This window comes from Saccharospirillum sp. MSK14-1 (assembly GCF_003054965.1).
Classification (GTDB): domain Bacteria; phylum Pseudomonadota; class Gammaproteobacteria; order Pseudomonadales; family Natronospirillaceae; genus Saccharospirillum.
In genome coordinates, this window is record NZ_MIES01000033.1 from 265,421 (window position 1) to 287,766 (window position 22,346).

Here is a 22,346-nt window from a genome sequence, read left to right on the forward strand (position 1 = left end):
AAACTCTAATAAAAAGAAGAGCGATACTATGACTCATCACTATCAAATTGTTATAGCCGGTGGCGGTGCCGCGGGTATCGCGGTGGCGGCATCCCTTAAACAGCGTCAGGCGAGCCTGCGCATTGCCGTGGTTGAGCCGAATCAGACGCACGTCTATCAACCGGGTCAGACGTTGGTGGGGCGCGGGGTGATGCGCTTGAAACAATTGCAGCGATCCACCGTCAGCCTGTTACCGAAGGGCGTCGACTGGGTGCAGCAGCGCGTCGCGGCGTTTGAGCCCGATCAGCGTCAAATCCGGCTCGATAACGATGCGGTACTGCACTATGAGCAGTTGGTGGTGGCGCTTGGGCTGGAGCTGAATCTGCAAGCGATCGAAGGTTTGGCGGATACCCTGGGCAAAAACGGCGTGACCTCCAACTACGTGACCGACATAGCCGATTACACCTGGCAACAGGTGCAGTCCTTGCGCTCGGGTAAAGCGATTTTCACTCAGCCACCGATGCCCATTAAATGTGCCGGGGCGCCTCAGAAAGCGATGTATCTCAGCTGCGATTATTGGCAGCAGCAAGGTCGGCTGGGCGGCATTGAAGTGCAGTTTCACAACGCCGGTGCCGCCCTCTTTGGTGTCGCTGAGTTTGTGCCCGTTTTGGAAAGCTATGTGCGCAGTTACGGTGCCATGCCGGTCTTTGGCAGCACGCTGGTGCGAGTGGATGGCCCGAACCGCAAAGCCTGGTTCAGTCAGGCAGATGGCGGCGAACGGGAAGTATCCTTTGATTTACTGCATGTCACTCCGCCACAGCGAGCACCGGCGGTTGTCCGTGACAGTGCTCTGGCCAATGAGGCCGGTTGGTTAGATGTGGATCAGTACAGTTTGCAACACCCACGTTACGCCAATGTGTTCAGCCTGGGTGACGTCTGTTCTGCGCCAAACGCGAAAACCGCTGCGGCCGTGCGTAAGCAGGCGCCGGTGGTGGCGCGCAATATTCTGGCGATGCGTAAGGGCCAATCGTTCCCTGCGGTTTACAACGGCTATGGAGCCTGCCCGTTAACGGTTGAAGCCGGCAAGGTGGTGTTGGCTGAATTCGGTTATGGCGGACAGCTTCAGCCGAGCTTTCCTCTGAATCCAACCCGACCGCGCCGCTTTTATTGGTGGATGAAAACCACGCTGTTTCCCTGGGTGTATTGGCATTTGATGCTCAAAGGGCGTGAGTGGTGGCTGAAGTACCAGCGGCCGGATCAAACCTAAACTCGGAGAGAGTCGTTATGTTCCGTAAGAAGTACCAGCACTGGGTGCAGGCGTTGTTGATGTAGATGTTGATGGTGACCTTGATGACGGCGGTGATTACCGCGGTCAACACCGGTATGAGCGCCGGTTTTCTGGGGCGCTGGGCTGGCGCCTTTGTGGTCGCCTGGCCCATCGCCTTTGTCATCATCTTACTGTTTGGTCGCCGCGTGGCGCAGTTATCCACGCGACTGTGCTCGTTGGATTGATGCGGTTTGCTACTGGCTGAGCAATACCGCCAGCCAGCGGCTTTTCGGATACAGCTCCAAGCCAATTTTGACGACAACCGTCAAAGGCACTGCCAGCAAGGCTCCGACCGGCCCCAGCAGCCAGCCCCAGAACACCAAAGAGATAAACACCACCAGTGTGGATAGATCGAGTGAGCGCCCCATCAGTCGTGGTTCCAGCAAATTGCCAATCACGGCGTTGATGGCGCCGAACCCCAAACCGCTGATCAGCACGCCGGGCCAGCCGAACTGAATGGCGGCCAGAAACATGGCGGGTACGGCGGCGATCAGCGAGCCGATATTGGGGATGAAGTTCATCAGAAAGGCGAAGGTACCCCAGAGAATGGGGTAGTCTACGCCCATCAATTTGATCAACACCCAGACCGCCAGGCCGGTGATCGCACTGACCAGACATTTGATGACCAGGTAGCGTTGCACCGAGTGGCTGAAGCGGCGCGCAAATGTCATATCGACGCTGTTGCCCAAGGCGCGACGCGTTTTAGCGGGCAGGCCTTGCGCCTCGTAGAGCATAAAAATCAGGATGAAGGTGGTCAGGGCCACGGCCAGCAGAATGCTGCCTACGCCCGAGAACAAGCGACCGGCAAAACTGATAAAGCTGTCCGGCGGTGCCAGCGATTGCAAGCTTGAACGCAGATCACCGGCCAGCCAGGGTACGCGTTCACGCAGGTAGGTGATGGCCTGATCGAAGCTGCTTTCGTATTCCGGCAGGCGTTTGAAAAAATCATCGGCCGAGGTCGCCACCAGGCTGCCGATGACATAGAGCACGGCGAACACCAGCGCCACAACCAGCCCAATGGCGATGGGCACAGGCACCTTCCAGCCGACCAACCAGCGCACGGCAGGCGCCGTTAACACCGCCAGAAACAACGCCAGCAGGCACGGCACCAAAATCGGCTGAGCCACTCGCATGCCTGCCAGAATAATAATGACCGCCGCCACCGTGATCAGTGATCGAGCCATGGGGGCATCGGTAAAATTCGGCAGAGGCTTGGGGCTCATCCTTGGGGCGTCCTTGTGGTTAGTTTCTGTTGTTGGCATCTGTAGACATTAAACCACAGTGCGAGCGCTTGGCGCAGTCGACTGAAAGTCATCATTGGTGCTCGGCAGGTGGGCTTAAGCCGCGTTAGAATGGCGCCTCTTTTGAGTGGGTATCTCGATCATGACACTGCACAGCGCGTTCACCTTCTTCCTGGCTTTGTTCCTGTTCAGCATCACGCCTGGCCCTGGCGTTTTTGCGATTCTGGCGCGGGCTCTGACTCGTGGCGCTAATGCCTGCGTGCTGTTGGCATTGGGTATGGTGGTCAGTGATCTGGTGTATCTGGTGCTGGCGACGTACGGCCTGGCCGCCATTGCTGAAAACTGGGCGGGCCTATTCACCGTGATTCGTTACCTCGGTGCGGCTTATTTGATGTACCTCGGTATTCGCATGTTCCGCGCGGCGGTCAGTGACCGTGAACCGCTGGCAGCCGACACCGAAGGCGGTGGAGGCTGGTCTGGTTTTATGCAGGGTTTCCTGATTTCGGCCTCCAACCCCAAGGTGATCTTGTTTTACATCGCCTTCCTGCCGACCTTCGTCAACCTCAGCGCGTTGTCGACCTCCGATCTGTTGTTGGTCTGTGTCCTGACGGCGCTGGCGTTGTCGTTAGGCTTAATGTTAATTGCCGTCAGCGCTGCCCGAGCGGCGCGAGTGCTGAAGACACCGAAGGCGGTACGCCGGCTGAATCGCTCGGCTGGTGGCATCATGATGGCCGCTGGTGCGTATTTGGCGGTCAGTAAATAATGCGATGGCCGTGCTTTTGTTTCCCTGTGCGACACCCACAAAATAACCCGGCTTTGGCCGGGTTTTTTGTGGGTGTTTGCCTCGGTTATTCGGACGCGGAATGTTGGCTCGGCGGTTCCAGCAGCGTACCCAGACCTTTGTTGTGACGGTAGGTGGCGTACAGGCCCAGAGGGATTGAGAGCAACCAACAAAGAATCGGCATGAAGACAGTAAAAAAAGTGCTCAACGCAATGATCAGCAAGATCAGCCCGCCGGCGATGCTTGAGTAAAGCAGGCCGAGCGGTCCTAAAAACACGGTGAGTAAAAACGTGATCAGATAAGACTTGGGGTTGAGGTTCATTGATGCATCCTTTTATCAATCGAAAAACGGGTGCATTGACGCACCTGACTGGATGCCAAGTCAATCTATTGACGAGCGCTGCGTCACCTTACTGATCGAAAGTGTTCGTTGGGCTTACGCGCTGCGTCACCCACTCCCCCAATCGGCGAATGGCGTCTTCCCGTTCCGGAGTCCAGCGGTAGGCATAACTCAGACGAAAGCAGTGTCGGAATTGCTTGTTGAGCGAGAACATTTCGCCCGGAGCGATCAGCACGTCTTGGTCTTTGGCGTGATGATAAAGCTCGGTGGCGTTGACCGACGCGGGCAATTCAAACCAGGCACCAATGCCCCCCTGGGGGCGTGAAATTTTGGTGGCTGAGGGGAAGTGCTCGCTGGCCAGATCCGCCAGTCGTTCATAGCGCTGGCGATAAGCCTCTCGGGCCTGACGCAGGTGTCGCTCGTAAATACCCTGGCTGAGAATGTCGGCACACGCCAGTTGTGGCAGTAGAGGCGTGGCGACCAGGTTGACGAACTTGCGATAGAGGATGTCTTCATAGTATCGGCCCGCCATCACCCAGCCGACGCGCATCTGCGGATCGATGGTTTTGGAGACCGATGAGCACAGCAGTACCCAGCCCTGGGTGTCGAATGCCTTGATGGCTTTGGGGCGTCGTTCGCCAAAATAGAGGTCGCCGTAAATGTCGTCTTCAATCAATGGCACTTCGTAGTGCTCCAGTATGTCAACCAGAGCGCGTTTACGGTCTTCGGGAATGCTGCAACCGAGCGGATTGGAAAAGTTCGATACGGTAATGATGGCGGCGATGGGCCATTGCTCCAGCGCCAGTTTCAAGGCTTCCAGACTCATGCCGGTCTCCGGGTGGACCGGGATTTCCACCGCCCTCAGCCCGTACGATTCAATCAATTGCAGAATGCCGTAGTAGCAAGGGGATTCCACCGCGACCACATCGCCAGGCTGCGTTAACGCCTGCAGGCACAGCCCCATGGCGTTCAGGCTGCCAATGGAGGTGACAATGGAGTCGGGCGAGACAGCCACACCGGCGTCGATGGCGTGGCGTGCGATCTGCTGACGCAACTCTTCAGAGCCTTCCGGAACGGTATACCCCACGCCCAGATGCTGGCGAGTTCGCGCTTGTCGGGTGTAACTCTGCTGCAGGTGTTTGGCGATGGGGAAATCGTTGGCGGGTGTGGCGCGGCTGAAATTGATCGCGTTAGAGCGAAAGCCATTGCGCTGCACATCCATGACGAGCTGAGAGGTGGTGGCCACAATCGGCCGCGCTTCGGTGTGCGCGATGGACGGAATGGCCAGCGATGGCCGAGCCTGCTTGATGGCGTAATAACCTGACTTAGGCCGTACTTCTACCCAGCCTTGCTCTTCGAGAATGCTGTAAGCCGACATCACCGTAGAAATACTGACGCCTTCACGCTTTGCCAGTTGTCGGATGGACGGTAGCCGTTCACCGGTTGCGATGGCGCCGCTGCGAATGTGGTCGGCCAGTTTCTCGGCCAATTGGTTATACAGGCTGGTTTCCAATCGGGTCACCATAACAGTTGAGGGTAAAAAAGGGCGTAACAGTTGGGGCTCTTCTTAATCTGTACTCCTGAATATAACAATGATCTGAATCTGTGCCGGTTCAGATCATGGGCGTAGCATAATCCCAGTACAGTGAAGAAGTACAGGAGGATGAAATGAGCACCCAAACCACACCTTTTACTAGCCTGACAACTCACTCGGTCACTGCCCGCCGTATTACCGGTAAGGCGCGTTGGGGTCGGTTCGTGACGGTGCTGAACCGCTGGAAGCAACGCACGCAGACACGGCGTCAATTGAAGCAATTGCCCGCGCATCTTTATCGTGATGTTGGCTTGTTGCCGCATCAGGTGCAGCGAGAAGTGCGCCGTCCATTCTGGCACTGAGTCCAGCGGCCATAAAAAACCCGGCGAATGCCGGGTAAGAGAGCAAAGCAGGAGAATCAGGCGCGAGCCAGACGGCTCGGTCGTTGATCGATCCAGGCCAGCGCCTGCTGGGTGATCCAGGTACCTACTAAGTAGGCGAGTATGATGGTGATGATGCTGCTATTGGCAAAACTCAGCGACGTGATCATCGGGCCTGGGCAATAACCGGCCAAACCCCAGCCCGCGCCAAAAATAATGCCACCTAGCACAATGCGACGATCAATTTCCGTCTTGGCGGGCAGGCGGAAATAATCCGCGAGCCAAGGACGTGCCTGTTTGAAAATCAGGGGGGTCAGGATCAGGTTCACCGCCAGTCCACCGCCCATGACAAACGCCAAAGACGGATCCCAGGCACCGAAGATATTAAGAAAGCCAATGACTTTGGCCGGGTCGATCATCTGCGCGACCGACAAACCCAGTCCGAACATCATGCCGGCGAACAGAGCGGCCACTAAGCGCAATGTCTGAATCATGCCCCAACTCCCATCAACTGACGTACAACAAAGACAGTCACCAGACCACTGCCCATAAAGCTCAGGGTGGCAACCAGCGAGCGTGGGCTGCGTCGTGCCAGACCGCAGATACCATGGCCGCTGGTGCATCCGGCGCCGATGGTGGCGCCGACGCCGACCAACAAACCGGCTAAGACTAAAAGCGTGGGGCTGACCACGGGCTGAATGTGATCAACGCCGACACCGAAACCGAGCACCCGGTACAATACGCCGCCGAGCACCAGTCCGATCAAAAATACTGCGCGCCAGGCCAGATCGCCGCGGACCGGCTTGGTCAACCCGCCGACAATGCCGGAAATACCTGCGATGCGACCTTGCGACCAGAGCAAGAAGGCTGCCGACAACCCGATCAGCGCGCCACCGATCAAGGCGGGGACCGGTGTGAAATTGACGATTTCCATGTTAGATAAACCTAATTTAGTAGAATCTAATTAATTTGCCCAAAATAATGCGGCCAATGGCCGCATCTTCAAGTTTGGGCGATGTTCGCGGAGCGATGCTCCGCCCTTTTATTTACTGAGCGCGTTCAGCACGGATGTTCAGCGGAATCTTCAGATAGCGCTTGCCGTTGCTTTCCTGAGCAGGCAGGTGACCGGCTTCGATGTTCACCAGAATGCTCTGATAAATCAGCTTAGGCGCGGCCAGCTTGGCGTCGCGCTGTTCACGGAACTGCACGAATTCGTCTTCGCTGGTGCTGCCTTTAAGCTGAATGTTCTGCGCTTTCTCTTCACCAATGGTTGATTCCCACTGCACGGCGCGACCGCCCGGCTGGTAGTCGTGGCCGGTGAACACGCGCGTGTCATCCGGCAGGCTGTACAGGTTGGCCTGAATGCCTTGGTAGAGCGTGCGGGCATCGCCAGCGGGGAAGTCACAACGGCCCGTACCGTAGTCGGGCATAAAGAGCGCATCACCGGTGAATACCGCGTCGTCGATCAAATAAGATAAACAGGCGGGCGTATGTCCGGGCGTTGGCAAGGCTTTAATCGTCAGCGTACCGGCGCTCAGAGTTTCAAAGTCCTCAACCAGACGATCGAACTGTTCACCGTCGGTAACAAAGCTGTCGGACAGGTTGTAGACGGTTTTGAATACCGACTGTACCTGACGAATGCGCTCACTGATGGCGACCTGCAAATCCGGGAATTCATCCCGAAACAGCTGACTTGCGCTGAGGTGGTCGGCATGGGCGTGCGTTTCCAGCACGTAGTGCAGTTTCAGGCCGTGTTGCTGAGCGAAGTCGACCACTTTTTGGTAGCTGTCATCGGAGACAATGCTGCCAATGGGGTTGTAGTCCAACACCGGGTCGATCACGACGGCGTCTTTGGAGGCCGGGTCGAACACCACATAGGTGAGGGTGTTGGTGGCCTCGTCGTAAAAGGTTTCAATCTGAATGCTCATAAGGTTGCCTCCATTTGGGCGAAAGCTTGGCATCATTGGTGTCAGTCAATATTAGCGTTTACTAATCAAATGTTGTGCCAAGGCTCCAAGGGCCATTTCACGGCCTCTGTGGGCTGTGTTTGTCTGCGATGCTTCAGCTTGTTGCAACATCTGTTTCATTGCGCTGCACCCAAGCGCGGGCGGCGGCCATGGCTGGCTCGGTTTCCAGGAAAAAGTGATCGTCCCCCAGGGTTTCGCTGAAGCCTGAACGGTCCATGACATCCTTAACCGGGCCTTTGACATGAGCGATAAACAACTCGATGTCGCGCTCGCGGTAATCGCGCAGTAAATCGTGCAGGGCGGTGTCGGCTGAGCTGTCCAGCTGGTTGATGGAACAGGCATCAAGTACCACCGCACGCAAGGGGGCATTGAGGCGTTGTTCAACGCGACGAATGGTGTCTTTGAGGAAGCTGACGTTGCCGTAGTAGAACTGAGCGTCGAAACGGATCGCCAGAATACCCGGTTCAATCTGCGCTTGTGGATGACGCTCGATGTTGCGGTAGGCCTCGGTGCCCGGCAGTTTGCCCAGCACGGCGTAATGCGGCCGAGTGGTTTTAATAACGAACCACAACATGGACGCACCCACTGCCAGAAACAGGCCGTCTTTGGCGCCCAGCGCCAATGTCGCGGCAAAGGTGAACAGCAACAAACCCAGGTCACTGCGTTTGACCTTCCACAGATGTTTCACCTCGTGCAGATCAATCAAGCCGGCAACGGCCACCATGATTACGGCCGCCAACGCCGCCTTGGGCAGGAAGTAAAACAGCGGCGTTAAAAAGGCCAGCGCAATGGCGATCAGGCTGGCGGTGATCACTGGCGCCAAGCCAGTATTGGCACCGGCGTTGGCATTGACGGCGGTACGACCAAAACCACCGGCGACGGGCATGGCACGGGAAAAGGCGCCAACCAGGTTGGCCAGCCCCAGACCGATCAGTTCCTGGTTGGGATTGATCTCATAGTGCCGCTCGCTGGCGTATTTGCGCGCCACGGCAATGCTTTCCATAAAACCGATCAGTGCGATGGCGATGGCCATGGGCAGCAGTTCCATAGCATCGGCCAAGGTAAAGGCCGGGGCCGATAACGCCGGCAAACCCGCCGGAACCGAACCGACCACTGCCACACCGGCTTGATCGAGACGCAGTGCCCAGACCGCAATGGTGGTTACCGCCACGGTCATCATCGCGGCGGGTAATGCCTTGTTCAGGCGCTTTAAGGCGATCAGCAAAAACAGACTGGCGGCGCCAATCACCAGCGTTGGCAGGTGAATCTGTTGCCATTGATCGGCCGCGTGCCACAGCGTTTCGGCGATGTTCTCACTGCGCGGTAACGACAAGCCCAGCAGATTTGATATCTGGCTCACCGCTATAATTAATGCGGCGGCGCTGGTGAAACCGGAGATCACCGGATGGGATAAAAAGTTGGTCAGAAAGCCGAGCCGGAAAATACCCATCACCAGAAACACGCCACCGACCAGCAGCGACAGGAGTATCGTCAGCTCGATATAGCGCTCAGAACCGACCGGTGCCATCAGACCAATGCCACTGGCCACCAGCAACGCAACCAAGGCAACGGGACCGACGGCTAACTGACGCGAGGTGCCGAAAAAGGCGTAGATGATCATCGGCAGCACCGAGGCGTACAAACCGATGTAAGGCGGCAGGCCGCCGAGCAATGCATACGACATCGCCTGGGGCACCAATAAGGTCGCGGTAGTGATCCCAGCGATCACATCACCGCGTAACCAACTGCGCTGGTAATTGGGAATCCACTCCAGCGCTGGAATGTAGGGCCGCAAACGAGCGGTTAGAGATTGGGCAGTCATGGCAGCTCCTGTTGCCGGACTCGGTCGTCGCAACGCACCGCCTTAGTGAGCATAGGCCAGAAAGGCAGCGGCGAACCGAACGAGTGTTAAACAATTGCAGGCTCTATTACAACGAACGTGCCAATCTGTAAGATATTGAAATTAAAGCGGTTTTTACTAAATGAACAAAATAGAGGTTTAACTTTGTTGCAACGCCTGTTTCGTATTGCAACATCCGTGCTGGTGGCGTTGCTGCTGAGCGGTTGTGAGCGCAGCGCCGAAGCGCTACTCGACGACTACGTCACCCGCGTCGGCCGGGTGCTGGATGCCGAACCGCCAGCGCAGCAAGCCATGGCGCTGCCCGTCTATCCGCGTCCACGTGAATTGCTTCAAAGCCCACAGGATATCCGGCTGGATCTGCTCGATGCCTGGGCGTTACGCGGTTGTGAAGTTTTTGTGCTCATCGGCGAACGCAACTCCATTCTTGGCAAACTGGCTGACCCGGTGATCCGCCTCGACTACGAGCGCCGCCTGCTCGAACTGCTGCCCGCTTGCCTGAATTCCGACATCGAACTGGGCGACGAACTGCGCACGGAACTGGACAATGCCCTGGCGCAAAAACGCGCCACCTTTCACCAGCACCTGTGGAACGCTACCCTCGCCAACCCGGATTACAGCGGCTACTGGACCGACGGCAGCACGGCCATCAAACCGAATGACGACATTGACGCAGCCGGCTACGCCACTAGCCAGCAAGCGCTCGCTGACCTCGTCGCTAACCCCATGCAAAGCACTCAGGACGATTGGCTTAATGTGCTGCAACAAACCACCCAATACCCCATGGGTGGCCACAGTCTGCAATCGATGCGGTTGGCGATTCAGACGTTGCAGCAGGCAGAAGCCATGCTGAACGAAGCCGCCGCAGACAAACGCCTGTGCCCCATGGGCCCGGCGATGAAGGAATTCGGCTACGCGCGCAATGTGATGGCGAATGTGTTTGTCGGTGAGGTTCAGCCGTGGCTGGGCGAGGTGGATCGGCGGTTTTTGGCGGGGTTTAACACGCTGCAGGCCCTAACCGACGCTCTGGGTGAGTTGAGTGTCGGCTTAACGGATTATCAGCAGGCATTGGACATCCTGCATGACGACTTTCGCACTGTTATTCGAGCTCAGGTTCAGGCGTGGCAATCCTTGATTGAAGCCTGTGGTGGCGAGGTTCGGCGGTAGCCTGTTTGAGGCGCAGCCCGAACAGCCAGCGGCTCAGTTGAAACCGACGCAGACATTCAAAGCCGACGACACAGCCCAGCACAGTCAGACTCAGTATCACCAGCGCTTCCAGCGCTAACGGCAATTCAACAGATTGCAACCAGGCGGCGCTGATCAACATGAGTGTCTGATGCAACACATAGCAAGGCAAAATGGCTTCGTTCGCATAGCGTCTGATTCTGCCGGTGCGATCAATCGGCAGATCGGGTTTTGCCAAATAGCGTCCGCCATAGCCGATGACCGCCAGTATCCAGCTCCAGTGATTGAGCATTTCGACGACCGCATAAATCCAGTCAACTAAGTCCGCGTTGGGAAAGTAGGGCGCCAGCCGGTTCAGTTGGCCTTCGCGGTCGAGGATGATCAGGCTGTAGCAGACGATGGCGGTCAGCAGAAATACCAATCGAATCTGAATAATGCGTTGCCACCAGCCTTCGTTTTGCGCCAGGCAATAACCGAACACAAATACTGTGAAATAGAGCGCGTGGTTGTACCAGTCATCAAACAAGGCATGGGTGGCCGGGTAGCGTTGTTGAAGTTCGATGACGATCCAACTGGTGAACATCAGCATCGCAACGAGCGCCAGGCTCAATGGCAGCCGTTGCATGAATGAACGGCTGGCCAAGCGCCGAAGCAGGGGCGACAGCAGCAGTACGATCAGGCTGTAACACCACACATAGGGAATAAACCATAAGTGATTCCAGGTGAGCAGGCCGAGGCCGGTCTGCATCGGCGGAATTTCGTGGGTGGTCGGGTTGATATAGAGCCGCCAGAAGGCGAAGAAGCCGAGATCGGTATAACCGCGATCGACCGCCTGCAAATAAGCCTGAGGCGCGACGACGACAACCATGCCGAACACCAATGGCACCAGCAGCCGGTTGCTGCGCAGGGCGATTAATTGACCGACACTGAGCCGTTGCTGGGCAAGCGCCAGCACCATGGCGCTGATCAAAAAGATCAGTGACATCCGCCAAGGATTGGTCAGAATCATCAGGTTTTGCAGCGCATCGACCGGGCGATCGCTTTTTAGATGGAATCCCCAATCGGCCACGTAATACATGCCCAGGTGGTAGAGAATCAGCACGCCAAAGGCGAAAATTCGAATCCAGTCGAGGTCGGTGTGTCGGTGGTTTTGCATGAGGCTTGGTCACTGTGATTTGAAACCCAGCGCGAGTGTCTGCCTTGGCAGAGCCCGTGAATAGCGAGATGTGATGAACGGTAGGCTTTCAGTGACGAACGGTGGAATCAAACGAAGCAGGCGGCTGTTCTTGGCCTTTCAACAGCACCCTCGGCGATATCTGTACGGTGCGTTGGCGGCCTACTTTTTAATCAGCGCGACCCTGAACACCAGTATTATTTGGCTGGAACGCCAACGGCCGGGAACGTCTCCTTTGCAATGGTGGGAGGCGCCACTGTGGGAATACTCCAGCGCTCTGAGTTTTCTGCTGTTGTGTCCGCTGTTGTTTGCTGGTTTTCGTCGGTATCCGTTGCGCTGGGTGGGTCTGCCGATACAGCTGGCTGGTCATTTTTTAGCGTCGGTGCTGTTCTGTCTGTGCCATGTCGGGGTGATGGTCGTACTGCGCAAATGGGGTTATGCACTGGCCGGTCAGGACTACCAATTTGGTCCCTGGCTGCGTGAGTTGTTTTATGAATATCAGAAAGATGGCTGGAGTTATCTCGGCGTATTGACGGGATACCATCTGGGCGGTTTTATCGTCAGTCGCCTGCAGGGTGAGGCGCATTGGCTCGATCGCAGTGAAGCGGATCGCGACAGTGATGTCACTCAAAGTGACACCTTACAGCAGGTTCTGGTTAAAAAACTCGATAAAGAATTTCTGGTGAAACTGGATCAAGTGCAGTGGCTGGAAGCCAACGGGAATTACGTCAACCTGCACAGCCATGGCCGTGTTTATCCGCTGCGTACGACGTTGAGTAAGTTGGAATCTCAGTTGGATGAACGGACTTTCTGCCGTGTGCATCGTCGCTATCTGGTTAACCAAAACTCGGTCGATCATTTGAGCTTTCAACCCAGTGGAGACGGTGACATTCGTTTAATCGATGGCACCACATTGAAAGTGTCACGTCGTTACCGAGAGGTTTTAAGGCAGACGCTATCGATTGCTGACAACCTTAGCTAATCTGTCACTCGAATCTCTGCAGGAACGCCAACCATGCTCGACGACTTCAAAAAAACCTACCCCGTGATCATCGAGCTGCCGGTGCAGTGGGGCGATATGGATGCCTTTAACCACGTCAATAACGTGGTTTATTTCCGCTATTTCGAAAACGCCCGCATCGCTTATTTTGAGCGCACGCCGGTGTTCGAGCAGATGAAGCAAACCGGTGTCGGTCCGGTGGTCGGGCAGACCGAATGCCGTTACCGTCGGCCGCTGACCTATCCCGATAACATCCTGGTCGGTGCGCGCACCCTGTCGATTCAGGAGTTTGGTTTTGTGCATGAATACGCCGTGTTCAGCGAACGCCAGCAGACCATCACCACCGATGGCAAGGCGCGCATTGTGCTGTTCAATGGTAAGAACGGCCAGAAGGCGGCGGTTGATGAGGTGATGCGGCAGTCGCTGGTAGAGTTGGAAGGCCGGCCTTTGTCGGATGAGGAATAAGATGCCGGGTTGAGCCGATGGCCGGCTCAACCCTTGAGTTGTCTTGCCGATCACTGCATTCCTACCAGGGAATCACGCCACCGCTGGTCAGAAACAGGCCGGTCGGTCCGTCGGCGCCTTTAAGCGCGGTTTCGACGGCAATCTGAGCGCCTTCTTCGGCCGTACCCGGGGCGTCCTGCCCACCCAGGTCCGTGGCAATCCAGCCCGGGCTGACCGAATTCACTCGGAACCCTTCCGCACGCAGCTCCTTGGCCAGCAGTACGGTGAACATATTCAACGCCGCCTTAGAGGCGTTGTAGGCCATCGGTACGGTGCTGTGGAAGGGCCAGGATGGGTCACCATGCTGGGTGATGGAGCCCAGGCCGGTCGACAGATTGACGATGGCCTTGTGCTCGCCTGCGCGCAGCAAGGGCAGCATCTGCTGTGTAACCGCGATGGTGCTGAACAGGTTGGTGGTAAAGGTGGTGCTCAGGTTTTCCACGGTTACGGTGGCAGCGGTGCTGTAGTCGGTGATGATGCCGGCGTTGTTGATAAGGCCGTCCAGATAACCGGTATCGGCTTTAATGTGCTCGACCGCCGTCAGCTGCGATTGGGTGTCGTTGAGGTCGAGATGGACAAAACGCACATCGCCGACTGACTGCAATTCAGCCGCCGCCTGCTGACCCGCTTCGACGTTACGGGCGCCGAGGTAGAGGGTGTGACCGGCGCTGGCCAGTTGACGAACAATGGCGTTACCGATGCCTTTGTTGCCACCGGTGACCAGAAATACCTTGTTACTCATAATGCTCTCTCTGTTGCGTGGCGCCGGTGTGGCGCGTCACTTTCGCAGCACAGTATCGGGCTGGGACATTGTGAGTAAAATAGCTATAGTTTTCATAGATTATTTGATGAGATCACATAATGGCCTTGCCCCCGATGAACGAGCTGCAGGCGTTTCAACTGGTCGCCCGCCATCTGAGTTTTAAGCAGGCGGCGGAAGAGCTGAACCTGACGCCCTCGACGCTGAGCCATCTGGTACGCAGCTTTGAAGAACGCCTGCACACCCGCCTGTTCAACCGCACCACGCGCAGCGTGTCGTTAACCGAAGCCGGTCATCGGTTGTATCAGCAGGTGTCGACCCTGCTCAGCGATCTCAGCCAGGCGGTGGATAACCTCGATGCCGACGACGCCCAACCACATGGCCGAGTGCGCATCAGCGCCAACGAAATTGCAGCGCCGATCTTGCTCGATCGTCTGGGCGTTGAGTTTCAGCAAAACTTTCCGGGTATCGACATCGAGTTGATTGTTGATAACCGGCTGATCGATATCGTCGCCGATGGCTTTGATCTGGGCGTGCGGCTCAAAGATGCCATTCCTCAGGACATGGTGGCGGTGCCTGTGGTGGCCGATTTTCGCTTTGTCACCGTGGCCTCGAAAGATTACCTCGACCGCCACGGCAGGCCGCAGCAGCCGGCCGATTTAACAGCGCACAACTGCATCGGTTTTCGCTTTCACAGTGGGCGGCGTTATGAATGGGCTTTTGAGCGGCAAGAGGAGCGATGGGTGGTCGATGTCAAAGGCAATCTGACCACCAATAACCCAGGTTTGATGATGCGCGCGGTGAAACAAGGCTTGGGCATTGCCCACTATGCCGAACCACTGCTGCGTGAGGACATTGCCAGCGGCGAACTGGAAAAGGTGCTGGAAGATTGGAACCCAGAGTGGCCCGGTTTGTATCTGTATTTTCCGCAAAACCGCTATATGCCAGCGGCGTTGCGGGTGGTGATCGATGCGCTGAAAGAGGACTGATCAGTCGGCTTCGACCGCCTCGTTTTTCACTGGAATCAACGCATCTCGGTCCCAGCCCAAGCGCCCGGTAGCGACTGCCTTGCGGCGCACGCCTTTGACCGGTGCCAGATAAAACAGGTCGCCATTGAACCCCGTTAATTGCTGTTTCACGCCCGCATCGCGTGCGACTTTCGCGTTGGCTGCCATGTGTTCGGTTTCACCATGCACCGGTATCGCCAGCTTGGGCTGCACCCACTGATACATCTGCGCCAGTTCGTCGCGCGCCGGGTGGCCGGAGGCGTGAATGGGGGCGGCGGAATCTTCGGCGGCAATGACTTTGATATCGCGTTGTTGCAAGAGTTTGATCAGCGCTTCGACCGGTTTTTCATTGCCAGGAATCACTCTGGAGCTGAACACCACGGTATCGCCGGCTTCGAGGGTGAGTTCGGGATGATTATCACGCGCCAATCGATGCAGCGCAGCGCGCGGTTCGCCCTGGCTGCCGGTGGCAATGGCGAGAAAATTTTGCCGCGGAAAATAGCCCAGATCGAAGCTGTCGATAAATTTTGGCATGCCGCTCCAGTAACCGCTGGCGCGCGCCGCTGACACCATATTGCGCAGCGACCGACCGAGCAGGCCGACCTGGCGACCGCTGTCTTCGGCAATCTTCATCAAGGTTTTTAACCGCGCCACATTGCTGGCAAAACAACTGATCACCACCCGGCCTTCGGCGTTTTCAACGATCTGTTTCAGGCCGTTGTAGAGTTCGGCTTCGGAGGTGGAATGACCTTCGACCAGCGCATTGGTGGAATCGCAGATCATGGCGTCGGGGGGTTCGGCCGCCAGTTGTTTATAGGGGGCGGCGTCGAAGGCCGGGCCCAGTACCGGCGCCGGGTCGAGTTTCCAGTCGGCGGTGTGGAAGGCGCTGCCCACCGGCGTGCGGATCATCAAGGCCTGGGGTTCGGGAATGGAGTGAGTGATTGACAGCCACTCCACATTGAACGGGCCAATCTGCCGACGTTCGCCCGGCCGTACCACGTGCACCGGCACTTTGCCGGCCAGATTGAACTCCATCAGCTTGCGCTTGAGGATCTCGGCGGTGAAAGCTGTGGTGTACACCGGGGCGCGAAAACGACGCCATAAATAGGGCAGCGCACCGATATGGTCTTCATGCGCGTGGGTGATGACGATGCCGGCCAGCTGGTCGGCGCGCTCAGCGATAAACGCCGGGTCGGGCATCTGCACGTGGGGGTCGGTGAGGTTGCCGGGTTCGGCAAAGGTGACGCCACAATCGACCATCAACCAGGCGTCATCGTGTCCATAGAGGTTCAGGTTCATGCCGATTTCGCCGCATCCGCCGAGCGGCAGGAACCAGAAATCTTGGCTGTCGGGTGTCATATACAACGACTGTCTTGCTGAAACCAACAGTGTAGCGGGAAAGACGGCTTATTGAGAGAGCGGATGGTCACAGTCGGGTAAACCGCCTTCAGATTTGCACGCTCGCCTGTGTGAACTAGATTTTTCTGCACGGTTCCGGGGACGGACATCAACACAGCAGTCATCAGGAAGATCGCCAGGGTCGGCGTCGCAACCCGGATGCTAAGGCAAGAGTCCGTTCGATGTGCGGCGAACTTTTTAATGTGAATGATTACCCGGGGTTACCCGGTATTTTGAGTGGCGCCGGTTATACGCCGGAAGAGATCGATGCCATTTTAGGCCGCCCGCGCGATGGCGGTGAACGCACGACGCACCCACTGGGCCCCCTGCGCAAAGAGTTGCGCCCCACCGATCAGGTATTAGCGCTGGTCCCCACTCGTGCCGGTCCCAAACTGATGCCGGCGACCTGGTGGCTGGTGCTCGACAACCGCACGCTCAAACCCACGCGCTGGTCGAGTTTCAATTGCCGATCCGACCGTGTTTTTGAATCGCCGATGCATCGCAACCCGCCACCCAGCTTTCGCTCGGTGGTGATTGCGCAAGGATTTGTCGAGTGGCAACCGATCTATTCCGGCGGACGCTTGTGGACTGAGCTGTCCGAACTGGAACAGGAACACCCACCCAAACCGATGGCCAAGCAGCGTTATCTGATTCAGAGACCCGATGGCCAGCCAATGATCTTCGGTGCTTTTTGCAAACACTGGCTCGATGCCGAGCAGCAACCGTTGGTATCGACTGGCATCATCACGCTGCGCAGTCACGCCCAGTTTGCCAATATTCACCGCCAGAGTTTTCCATTAATCCTGCTCGATGACGAACTGGCCGACTGGCTAAACCCAAGGGTGGAAACTGAGGTGTTTGCGCCTTTATTGAACATGACCGAGGTGCGCGAACCGTTTGAGCTGATTCGTCTCGACGGAGCAGAGACAGCGTCGACGTTTGCGGGCCAAACGTTGCTGCCGCAGTGGCAGCCGGGCGACGAACTGCCCGGTGCGCTCAGCTGAGTTGCAGGCTTTTCATTTTGCGCCACAAGGTGGCTCTGGAGATGCCGAGTTCGTCGGCGACGGCCTGTTTGTGGCCTTTGTGGCGCTGCAGCAATTCCAGAATGCGGTCGCGCTCGCGCTGCTCCGGTGGCATGGGCGCCTCGTCAGGAGGAGCTTCGCCACGCAGTTCCGGCGGCAGATCGGCAATATCGATGCGCGTGCCCGTACCAATGGCGTGAGCGTAAGTAATGACGTTGTTGAGCTCGCGAATGTTGCCCGGCCAGCGGTAGGCAAGCAGCGCATCGAAAGCGGCCTGGCTGACGCATTCAACGGTGCGTTCGTTACGCGCATTTTGTTCGGCAATAAAGTGCCAGCTGAGCATTTCAACGTCACCGAGGCGAGCCGTCAGTGGCGGTAAGTACAGCGGCACCACGCGCACCCGATACATCAAATCTTCACGAAATTGACGCTCAGCAACCTGTCGGCGCAACGAGGTGTGGGTGGCGGAAATTAAACGAATATCGGTTTGAATAACGTCGCTCGACCCGAGAGGGGTGAAGCAACGATCCTGCAAGACGCGTAATAAACCGGCCTGAATGTCGAGCGGCATTTCAGCGATTTCATCGAGAAACAGGGTGCCGCCATCGGTCAGTTTGAACAGGCCGGTGCGATCGGCGGTGGCGCCGGTAAAAGCGCCGCGTTTGTGACCAAACAGTTCCGAGGCCATCAGTTCACGCGACAGCGCCGCGCAGTTAATGGCGCTGAACTGACCCGAAGCGCGACGCGACGTCTGATGAATATAACGCGCGACCAGCTCCTTACCACTGCCGGTCTGGCCACGGACCAAAATGGAGGCGTCGGTTCGCGCTACCCGTTCTGCCTGGGCCATAAAGTCGAGCATTTGCGGCGCCACCGTGAGCAAGCCGCCGAAGTTGTGAGGCGTAAAATCCGGTGCGTGCAGATCACTCATGCGGAACCTTCCTCGGCGTTGGCACCGGCCAGGCGTTGTTCGATTTTAAATTCGCACCAGGGCAGGCGGACGCCCAGCGTGTCGGCGATGCGTTTCAGTTCTGCCGGATAACCGCAAATATCGACCCGAATGCCGCGGTGCTGGCACAGCTCGCAAAAACGCAATAACGCCTGGGTGGCGGCAATGCGCGGTTGATGGGCATGGTTTAAGTCGAGCGTCAGCTGCTGAGCATCGTCCGGAATCAATGGCTCCAGACGTTCAGGCAATTGCCGGGCCGCGGCGAAATAGAGGCTGCCGGAAATCTGGATGGCGTAGTGGCCATTATCGCTGTGCTCACGGGCGGTCAACCAACCGTTCTGGTCGACGGCATAACGGCGCAACTGTGGCAGGCTCGATTGCAACAGGAAAATCACCAGACCGAGACCCGCGCCGAGCAAAATCGCTTCGTGGAACGCCAGTACCAACGTGCTGGTCACGGTGACGATAAAGAGCGTGCGGGTTTGGCGATTGGCGCGCAGCACCGAGGCGATCTGTTCGGGCTTAAGCATCGATAAAGCGGTCGCGACCAGTAAACCGGCAATGACCGGTTGCGGAATGGCGCGGATCAGATCCGCACCAAAGAGCAAAATTGGCAGCAGCACGGCGGCGGCAATAAAAGGCGCCCAGCGGCTGGTGGCACCGCCGATGTCGAGTAATACCGAGCGCGTCAGGGAGGTGCTGGCGGGAAAGGCGCCGACCAGACTGCCAGCCAGATTGGCGACGCCCTGACTGCCAAGTTCGGCCCGCAAGTAGCGTTGTTCCTGACGATTGCGCAGGGTGACGATTAATTCCAGTGAGCCGATAAAGGCCACGGCAAAACCGGGTACGATCAGCGCCTGTATCATGGCCCAGTTCGGTAATTGAGTCGCCAATTGCGGCCAGCCATCGCTGATGACGGTACTTTCTTCGAGTGTGATCCACTGGTCGATAAACGCCCAGGGTGCGAACCACACCAACGCGATACTGGTGATTAACGCGGCTAAGGGTATTGGCCAGCGGGGTAAATAACGGCGGCCCAATACAACCGACAATAAGGCAGCGGCGGCCAGCCCCAAGGCGGCCGGTTCGATGATGCCGAACTCAATCTGGGTCAGCCGATAGATTTCGTCGACCACGGTGCGCACGCCGTTGAAGGGTGCCCCAAGAAATTCGTCCAACTGCATCAGTGCAATGATAATGGCCGCACCGGTGGAAAAACCGAGCAACACCGCTTCGGGCACGAAATCGAAAACCCGTTCAGCGCGCAGCGCGACAATCATTAACCGCGACAAACCGGCCAACACGCTGAGTGTAACCATGGCGGTTAATAACAACTCGGGTCGGTCGGCCCAGGGCGCCAGACTGGTGAGAATGATCAGGCCCGTGGTGTTGGTTGGGCCGACGGTAACGTGAGCACTGCGACCGGCAGCGGCGGCAATCATGCCGGGAACGATGGCTGTTACCAGCCCGTACATGGGAGGCAGGCCCGACAACATGGCGTAGGCCAGGCATTGGGGAATGCCGACCAGTGCCACTAAAAGACCGGCGTTAAGGTCGCCGGTCGACGGGAGAGAAAATGACTTCATTCGCGCCAGAATCAGGCCTCGCCCATGGCTGCACGGTAGAGAATGCTGCTGCGGTTACCGCTGCGGCAATAGCCCAGTACCTTGTCGTTTTGTTCGAGCACCGTGCGCAGGGTTTCCGCTTGATCAGCGGAAAAGACCGGGCCGTTCATCGGCAGCATGTAAAACGGCAGACCGGCGGCTTCGGCGGCACTTTGAATGTCGGCGGACGGCGTTTGGTCGGCCGATTCACCATCGGGACGGTTGCAGACAATGGCTTTAAAACCTTGCGCTTTGGCCTCGGCAACATCGTCGATAGTGATTTGCGGAGCGACCCAATAATTATTGGCCAATTGCGTGGCGTTCATCGGTGTATCCTCATGGCAGGGAAGGATGATGGGGATGCATGCTAACACAGGGTGTCGGGCGTGCGACTGCTTGGCAACGACACATCATAGTCGTTGCGGATACTAAAATATTAGCAAAAACTAATATTAAGGCGAGCGCTGACGATTCAAGGTATTCATTCAGCGCCTCTGGAGTGGTGTTGTCGAGTGCTTGCAGTCTTTGTCAAAAGCTCTATGTTATTTGGTATTGGCCGGTTGTTTTCGTAAGCCTGTAACAGATCGACAAGCGTTCGAATAACCTTCGCCCGGCGGGTATCCGCCCTCTACAACAACAATAAAACCGGTCCTGACAACGAGGAGAAGTTCATGATTCTCGACCATACTCTTGGCATTTTTACGCACCCCGATAGTGAGTGGTCACTGATTCGCCAGCAGCGTCGCTCCAAACTGATGGAGTACCTGACCCACGTGCCTATCCTGGCATTAATTCCTGCCATCTGTTTTTACATCGGTGTGGTCCATGTCGGCTGGTCCATTGCGGGCAGTCCGAAGACCACTCTGACACCCGAAAGCGGACTGGTGTTGTGCGTGCTGAGTTATTTGGCGGCGTTGATTGGGGTGTGGGTGTTTGCCGAATTCATTAATTGGATGTCGCGCACCTATTCCGATGAAGCAACGGATCAACACCACGGCATGGCTTTGGCCGTCTATACCACGGCGCCGATTTTCCTGGCCAGCATTGTGGGTATCTGGCCGGTGTTGTGGTTGAACGTCGTCGTCTTTGTATTGGCGGCGGCCTATTCGGTGTATCTGATTTATGAAGGCATGCCGATTGTGATGAATATTCCCAAAGAACGCGCCTTTATGTACGCCACCTCGGTGCTCACCGTGGCGCTGGTGCTGCTGGTGTCGATGCGCATCGGCACGGTCATCATCTGGTCGGCGGGGTTTGGTCCGGAATACATCGTTCACAGTTAATGCGCTAAAATCGCCCGCTGGCATGGCGGGCGATTTTTTATCGTTCCAACGTACGGTTTGCCTTCGTAAATATTGGCCGTTGTCGCGCCACTCCCACGATTAACTGAATTCCCACCAGGGCAGATAGGTGTAATACCCATCACTGTCTCGCCGGCTGACGCCATCACTGAGAAAGCGCAATTCCACCCAATCATAACCGCTGCTGATGCGCACCCGGCCGGCGTGCGGAAAAGATGCGCCGCGATAAAAATGCACGCCTTCGAGTGTGTCCAGGCGAGCGCTGCCGCTGTAACGGGCATCGTTCAAGTAAAGGCTGGCATCGGCGAGCAGGCGGAAATCGGTGGCATCGAGTTCTGCCACGCGCACATCCAGACCACTGAGTTTGACGCTCTGAAAACTGTTGCTCAGCCGCAAATACCCGGTGAGCTGGGCGTCCAGGCTGACAATCTCAGCAAAGGCGTCGTCATACCAACCGCGTACATCGTAGATCAGTCGGCTGTTCAGCGTGCTCAGTCCGAGCCAGCTGCTGGTGCCACATTGGGTGGCGGTGGCGGTCAGTCCCAGTTCCACCCAGGTCATGCCACCGCTGTAGGTTTCGGTATCGCCAAATGCCTCGGTGGCGGTGTAGCCGCCAAAACTGCAGCTGTCGCTGTCGAACAGATAGGTGCTGGTGGTTTCAATGGGCACTGCGCGAGTCGCCATGCGCGACGACGGTGACAAATAATCGTCCGGGTTGGCCAGCATATCGATACTGCTGGCGCCGAGCGCGTAAGGCATCAGCGCGGTGCGGGTAAGAAAGGTCGTACTGTATTCGCTGACCGGCGTGGTGCCGTAAGTCGCATAAGGGTCGACTTCGACGTAACAGCCAGCGAGCAACAGGGCGCTGAGTGCGGTCAGTAACCATGAGCGGACCATGAGAAGTTCCTGCGTGCCAATCGGGATGGCGCTACTGTGGCGTGCTGTGACTGAATGCATTCTGAATTGACGTTCAGGCGGGATCTGGCTGTTCAGTTTCAATTCAGTCAGAGGTTCCCTAGTATCAGCCTTTGCTTA

General features: G+C 57.0%; 24 protein-coding genes. 10 read left to right on the forward strand and 14 right to left on the reverse strand.

What is annotated here, in order from left to right; translation table 11 throughout:
* Positions 1 to 28: 28 nt before the first annotated feature.
* Both BGP77_RS10160 and BGP77_RS10165 read left to right on the forward strand, forming a co-directional pair.
* Positions 29 to 1,246 (forward strand): FAD/NAD(P)-binding oxidoreductase, encoded by a 1,218-nt coding sequence (locus BGP77_RS10160; protein WP_108164627.1) that lies wholly within the window; start codon positions 29 to 31, stop codon positions 1,244 to 1,246.
* Between the two features lie 65 nt (positions 1,247 to 1,311).
* The gene (locus BGP77_RS10165) at positions 1,312 to 1,491 is read left to right on the forward strand and encodes a DUF2798 domain-containing protein (RefSeq protein WP_233252339.1); all 180 of its coding nucleotides are present in this window, start codon (positions 1,312 to 1,314) and stop codon (positions 1,489 to 1,491) included.
* Between the two features lie 9 nt (positions 1,492 to 1,500).
* Here BGP77_RS10165 and BGP77_RS10170 read toward each other — a convergent pair whose 3' ends face one another.
* Positions 1,501 to 2,529, reverse strand: a complete 1,029-nt coding sequence (locus tag BGP77_RS10170) for an AI-2E family transporter (protein WP_158269342.1) — start codon at positions 2,527 to 2,529, stop codon at positions 1,501 to 1,503.
* A gap of 160 nt (positions 2,530 to 2,689) precedes the next feature.
* Between BGP77_RS10170 and BGP77_RS10175 the strand changes: the two genes are divergently transcribed.
* Positions 2,690 to 3,310 carry a LysE family translocator gene (locus tag BGP77_RS10175; protein ID WP_108164629.1) on the forward strand — a complete coding sequence of 207 codons (621 nt, stop codon included), beginning with the start codon at positions 2,690 to 2,692 and terminating at the stop codon, positions 3,308 to 3,310.
* An 85-nt stretch (positions 3,311 to 3,395) separates the two neighbouring features.
* On the opposite strand, the gene BGP77_RS10180 is transcribed toward BGP77_RS10175, so the two are convergent.
* Positions 3,396 to 3,650: a hypothetical protein gene (locus BGP77_RS10180; RefSeq protein WP_108164630.1), complete on the reverse strand. Its 255-nt coding sequence runs from the start codon at positions 3,648 to 3,650 to the stop codon at positions 3,396 to 3,398.
* 88 nt (positions 3,651 to 3,738) lie between these two features.
* On the reverse strand, positions 3,739 to 5,181 hold the full coding sequence (locus BGP77_RS10185; RefSeq protein WP_108165942.1) for a PLP-dependent aminotransferase family protein: 1,443 nt from the start codon (positions 5,179 to 5,181) through the stop codon (positions 3,739 to 3,741).
* 155 nt (positions 5,182 to 5,336) lie between these two features.
* Here BGP77_RS10185 and BGP77_RS10190 point away from each other — a divergent pair, with 155 nt between their 5' ends.
* On the forward strand, positions 5,337 to 5,564 hold the full coding sequence (locus BGP77_RS10190) for a DUF1127 domain-containing protein (RefSeq protein WP_108164631.1): 228 nt from the start codon (positions 5,337 to 5,339) through the stop codon (positions 5,562 to 5,564).
* 56 nt (positions 5,565 to 5,620) lie between these two features.
* Here the strand turns inward: BGP77_RS10190 and BGP77_RS10195 are convergent, their stop codons facing one another.
* The 4 genes from BGP77_RS10195 to BGP77_RS10210 form a co-directional block, all read right to left on the reverse strand.
* Positions 5,621 to 6,076, reverse strand: a complete 456-nt coding sequence (locus tag BGP77_RS10195) for a YeeE/YedE family protein (protein ID WP_108164632.1) — start codon at positions 6,074 to 6,076, stop codon at positions 5,621 to 5,623.
* The gene (locus tag BGP77_RS10200) at positions 6,073 to 6,516 is read right to left on the reverse strand and encodes a YeeE/YedE family protein (protein ID WP_108164633.1); all 444 of its coding nucleotides are present in this window, start codon (positions 6,514 to 6,516) and stop codon (positions 6,073 to 6,075) included. The genes BGP77_RS10195 and BGP77_RS10200 overlap by 4 nt, the downstream gene beginning before the upstream one ends.
* Before the next feature lie 112 nt (positions 6,517 to 6,628).
* Entirely contained in the window at positions 6,629 to 7,510 is an 882-nt protein-coding gene (locus tag BGP77_RS10205; RefSeq protein WP_108164634.1) for an MBL fold metallo-hydrolase, read from the reverse strand.
* Positions 7,511 to 7,643: 133 nt separating this feature from the next.
* Entirely contained in the window at positions 7,644 to 9,371 is a 1,728-nt protein-coding gene (locus BGP77_RS10210; protein WP_108164635.1) for a SulP family inorganic anion transporter, read from the reverse strand.
* Between the two features lie 186 nt (positions 9,372 to 9,557).
* Between BGP77_RS10210 and BGP77_RS10215 the strand changes: the two genes are divergently transcribed.
* Positions 9,558 to 10,574 carry a DUF3080 family protein gene (locus tag BGP77_RS10215; RefSeq protein ID WP_158269343.1) on the forward strand — a complete coding sequence of 339 codons (1,017 nt, stop codon included), beginning with the start codon at positions 9,558 to 9,560 and terminating at the stop codon, positions 10,572 to 10,574.
* Here BGP77_RS10215 and BGP77_RS10220 read toward each other — a convergent pair.
* Complete coding sequence (locus tag BGP77_RS10220; protein ID WP_108164637.1) at positions 10,507 to 11,748, reverse strand: acyltransferase family protein; 1,242 nt, start codon at positions 11,746 to 11,748, stop codon at positions 10,507 to 10,509. The two genes, BGP77_RS10215 and BGP77_RS10220, sit on opposite strands and share 68 nt — an antisense overlap.
* Before the next feature lie 130 nt (positions 11,749 to 11,878).
* Between BGP77_RS10220 and BGP77_RS10225 the strand changes: the two genes are divergently transcribed.
* A complete protein-coding gene (locus BGP77_RS10225; protein ID WP_158269344.1) occupies positions 11,879 to 12,748 on the forward strand; it encodes a LytTR family DNA-binding domain-containing protein in 870 nt (289 codons plus the stop codon).
* Positions 12,749 to 12,781: 33 nt separating this feature from the next.
* Positions 12,782 to 13,231, forward strand: coding sequence for a thioesterase family protein (locus BGP77_RS10230; protein ID WP_108164639.1), 450 nt, complete (start codon positions 12,782 to 12,784; stop codon positions 13,229 to 13,231).
* Between the two features lie 61 nt (positions 13,232 to 13,292).
* Here the strand turns inward: BGP77_RS10230 and BGP77_RS10235 are convergent, their stop codons facing one another.
* Positions 13,293 to 14,012 carry an SDR family oxidoreductase gene (locus BGP77_RS10235; RefSeq protein WP_108164640.1) on the reverse strand — a complete coding sequence of 240 codons (720 nt, stop codon included), beginning with the start codon at positions 14,010 to 14,012 and terminating at the stop codon, positions 13,293 to 13,295.
* A 119-nt stretch (positions 14,013 to 14,131) separates the two neighbouring features.
* Between BGP77_RS10235 and BGP77_RS10240 the strand changes: the two genes are divergently transcribed.
* Complete coding sequence (locus BGP77_RS10240) at positions 14,132 to 15,019, forward strand: LysR family transcriptional regulator (protein WP_108164641.1); 888 nt, start codon at positions 14,132 to 14,134, stop codon at positions 15,017 to 15,019.
* On the opposite strand, the gene BGP77_RS10245 is transcribed toward BGP77_RS10240, so the two are convergent.
* Positions 15,020 to 16,396, reverse strand: a complete 1,377-nt coding sequence (locus BGP77_RS10245) for a ribonuclease J (protein WP_108164642.1) — start codon at positions 16,394 to 16,396, stop codon at positions 15,020 to 15,022.
* Positions 16,397 to 16,617: 221 nt separating this feature from the next.
* Between BGP77_RS10245 and BGP77_RS10250 the strand changes: the two genes are divergently transcribed.
* Entirely contained in the window at positions 16,618 to 17,439 is an 822-nt protein-coding gene (locus BGP77_RS10250) for an SOS response-associated peptidase family protein (RefSeq protein ID WP_108164643.1), read from the forward strand.
* Here the strand turns inward: BGP77_RS10250 and BGP77_RS10255 are convergent.
* Genes BGP77_RS10255 through BGP77_RS10265 form a run of 3 tightly spaced genes read right to left on the reverse strand, consistent with a single transcriptional unit; the run spans position 17,432 to position 20,336 of the window.
* Complete coding sequence (locus BGP77_RS10255; RefSeq protein WP_108164644.1) at positions 17,432 to 18,388, reverse strand: sigma-54-dependent Fis family transcriptional regulator; 957 nt, start codon at positions 18,386 to 18,388, stop codon at positions 17,432 to 17,434. The two genes, BGP77_RS10250 and BGP77_RS10255, sit on opposite strands and share 8 nt — an antisense overlap.
* Positions 18,385 to 19,992 carry a SulP family inorganic anion transporter gene (locus tag BGP77_RS10260; protein ID WP_108164645.1) on the reverse strand — a complete coding sequence of 536 codons (1,608 nt, stop codon included), beginning with the start codon at positions 19,990 to 19,992 and terminating at the stop codon, positions 18,385 to 18,387. The genes BGP77_RS10255 and BGP77_RS10260 overlap by 4 nt, the downstream gene beginning before the upstream one ends.
* An 11-nt stretch (positions 19,993 to 20,003) precedes the next feature.
* Positions 20,004 to 20,336, reverse strand: a complete 333-nt coding sequence (locus BGP77_RS10265) for a TIGR01244 family sulfur transferase (protein ID WP_108164646.1) — start codon at positions 20,334 to 20,336, stop codon at positions 20,004 to 20,006.
* 345 nt (positions 20,337 to 20,681) lie between these two features.
* On the opposite strand from BGP77_RS10265, the gene BGP77_RS10270 reads away from it, so the two are divergent.
* Positions 20,682 to 21,293 carry a Yip1 family protein gene (locus BGP77_RS10270; RefSeq protein WP_108164647.1) on the forward strand — a complete coding sequence of 204 codons (612 nt, stop codon included), beginning with the start codon at positions 20,682 to 20,684 and terminating at the stop codon, positions 21,291 to 21,293.
* Positions 21,294 to 21,392: 99 nt separating this feature from the next.
* Here the strand turns inward: BGP77_RS10270 and BGP77_RS10275 are convergent, their stop codons facing one another.
* The gene (locus BGP77_RS10275; RefSeq protein WP_108164648.1) at positions 21,393 to 22,208 is read right to left on the reverse strand and encodes a hypothetical protein; all 816 of its coding nucleotides are present in this window, start codon (positions 22,206 to 22,208) and stop codon (positions 21,393 to 21,395) included.
* Positions 22,209 to 22,346 lie beyond the last annotated feature (138 nt).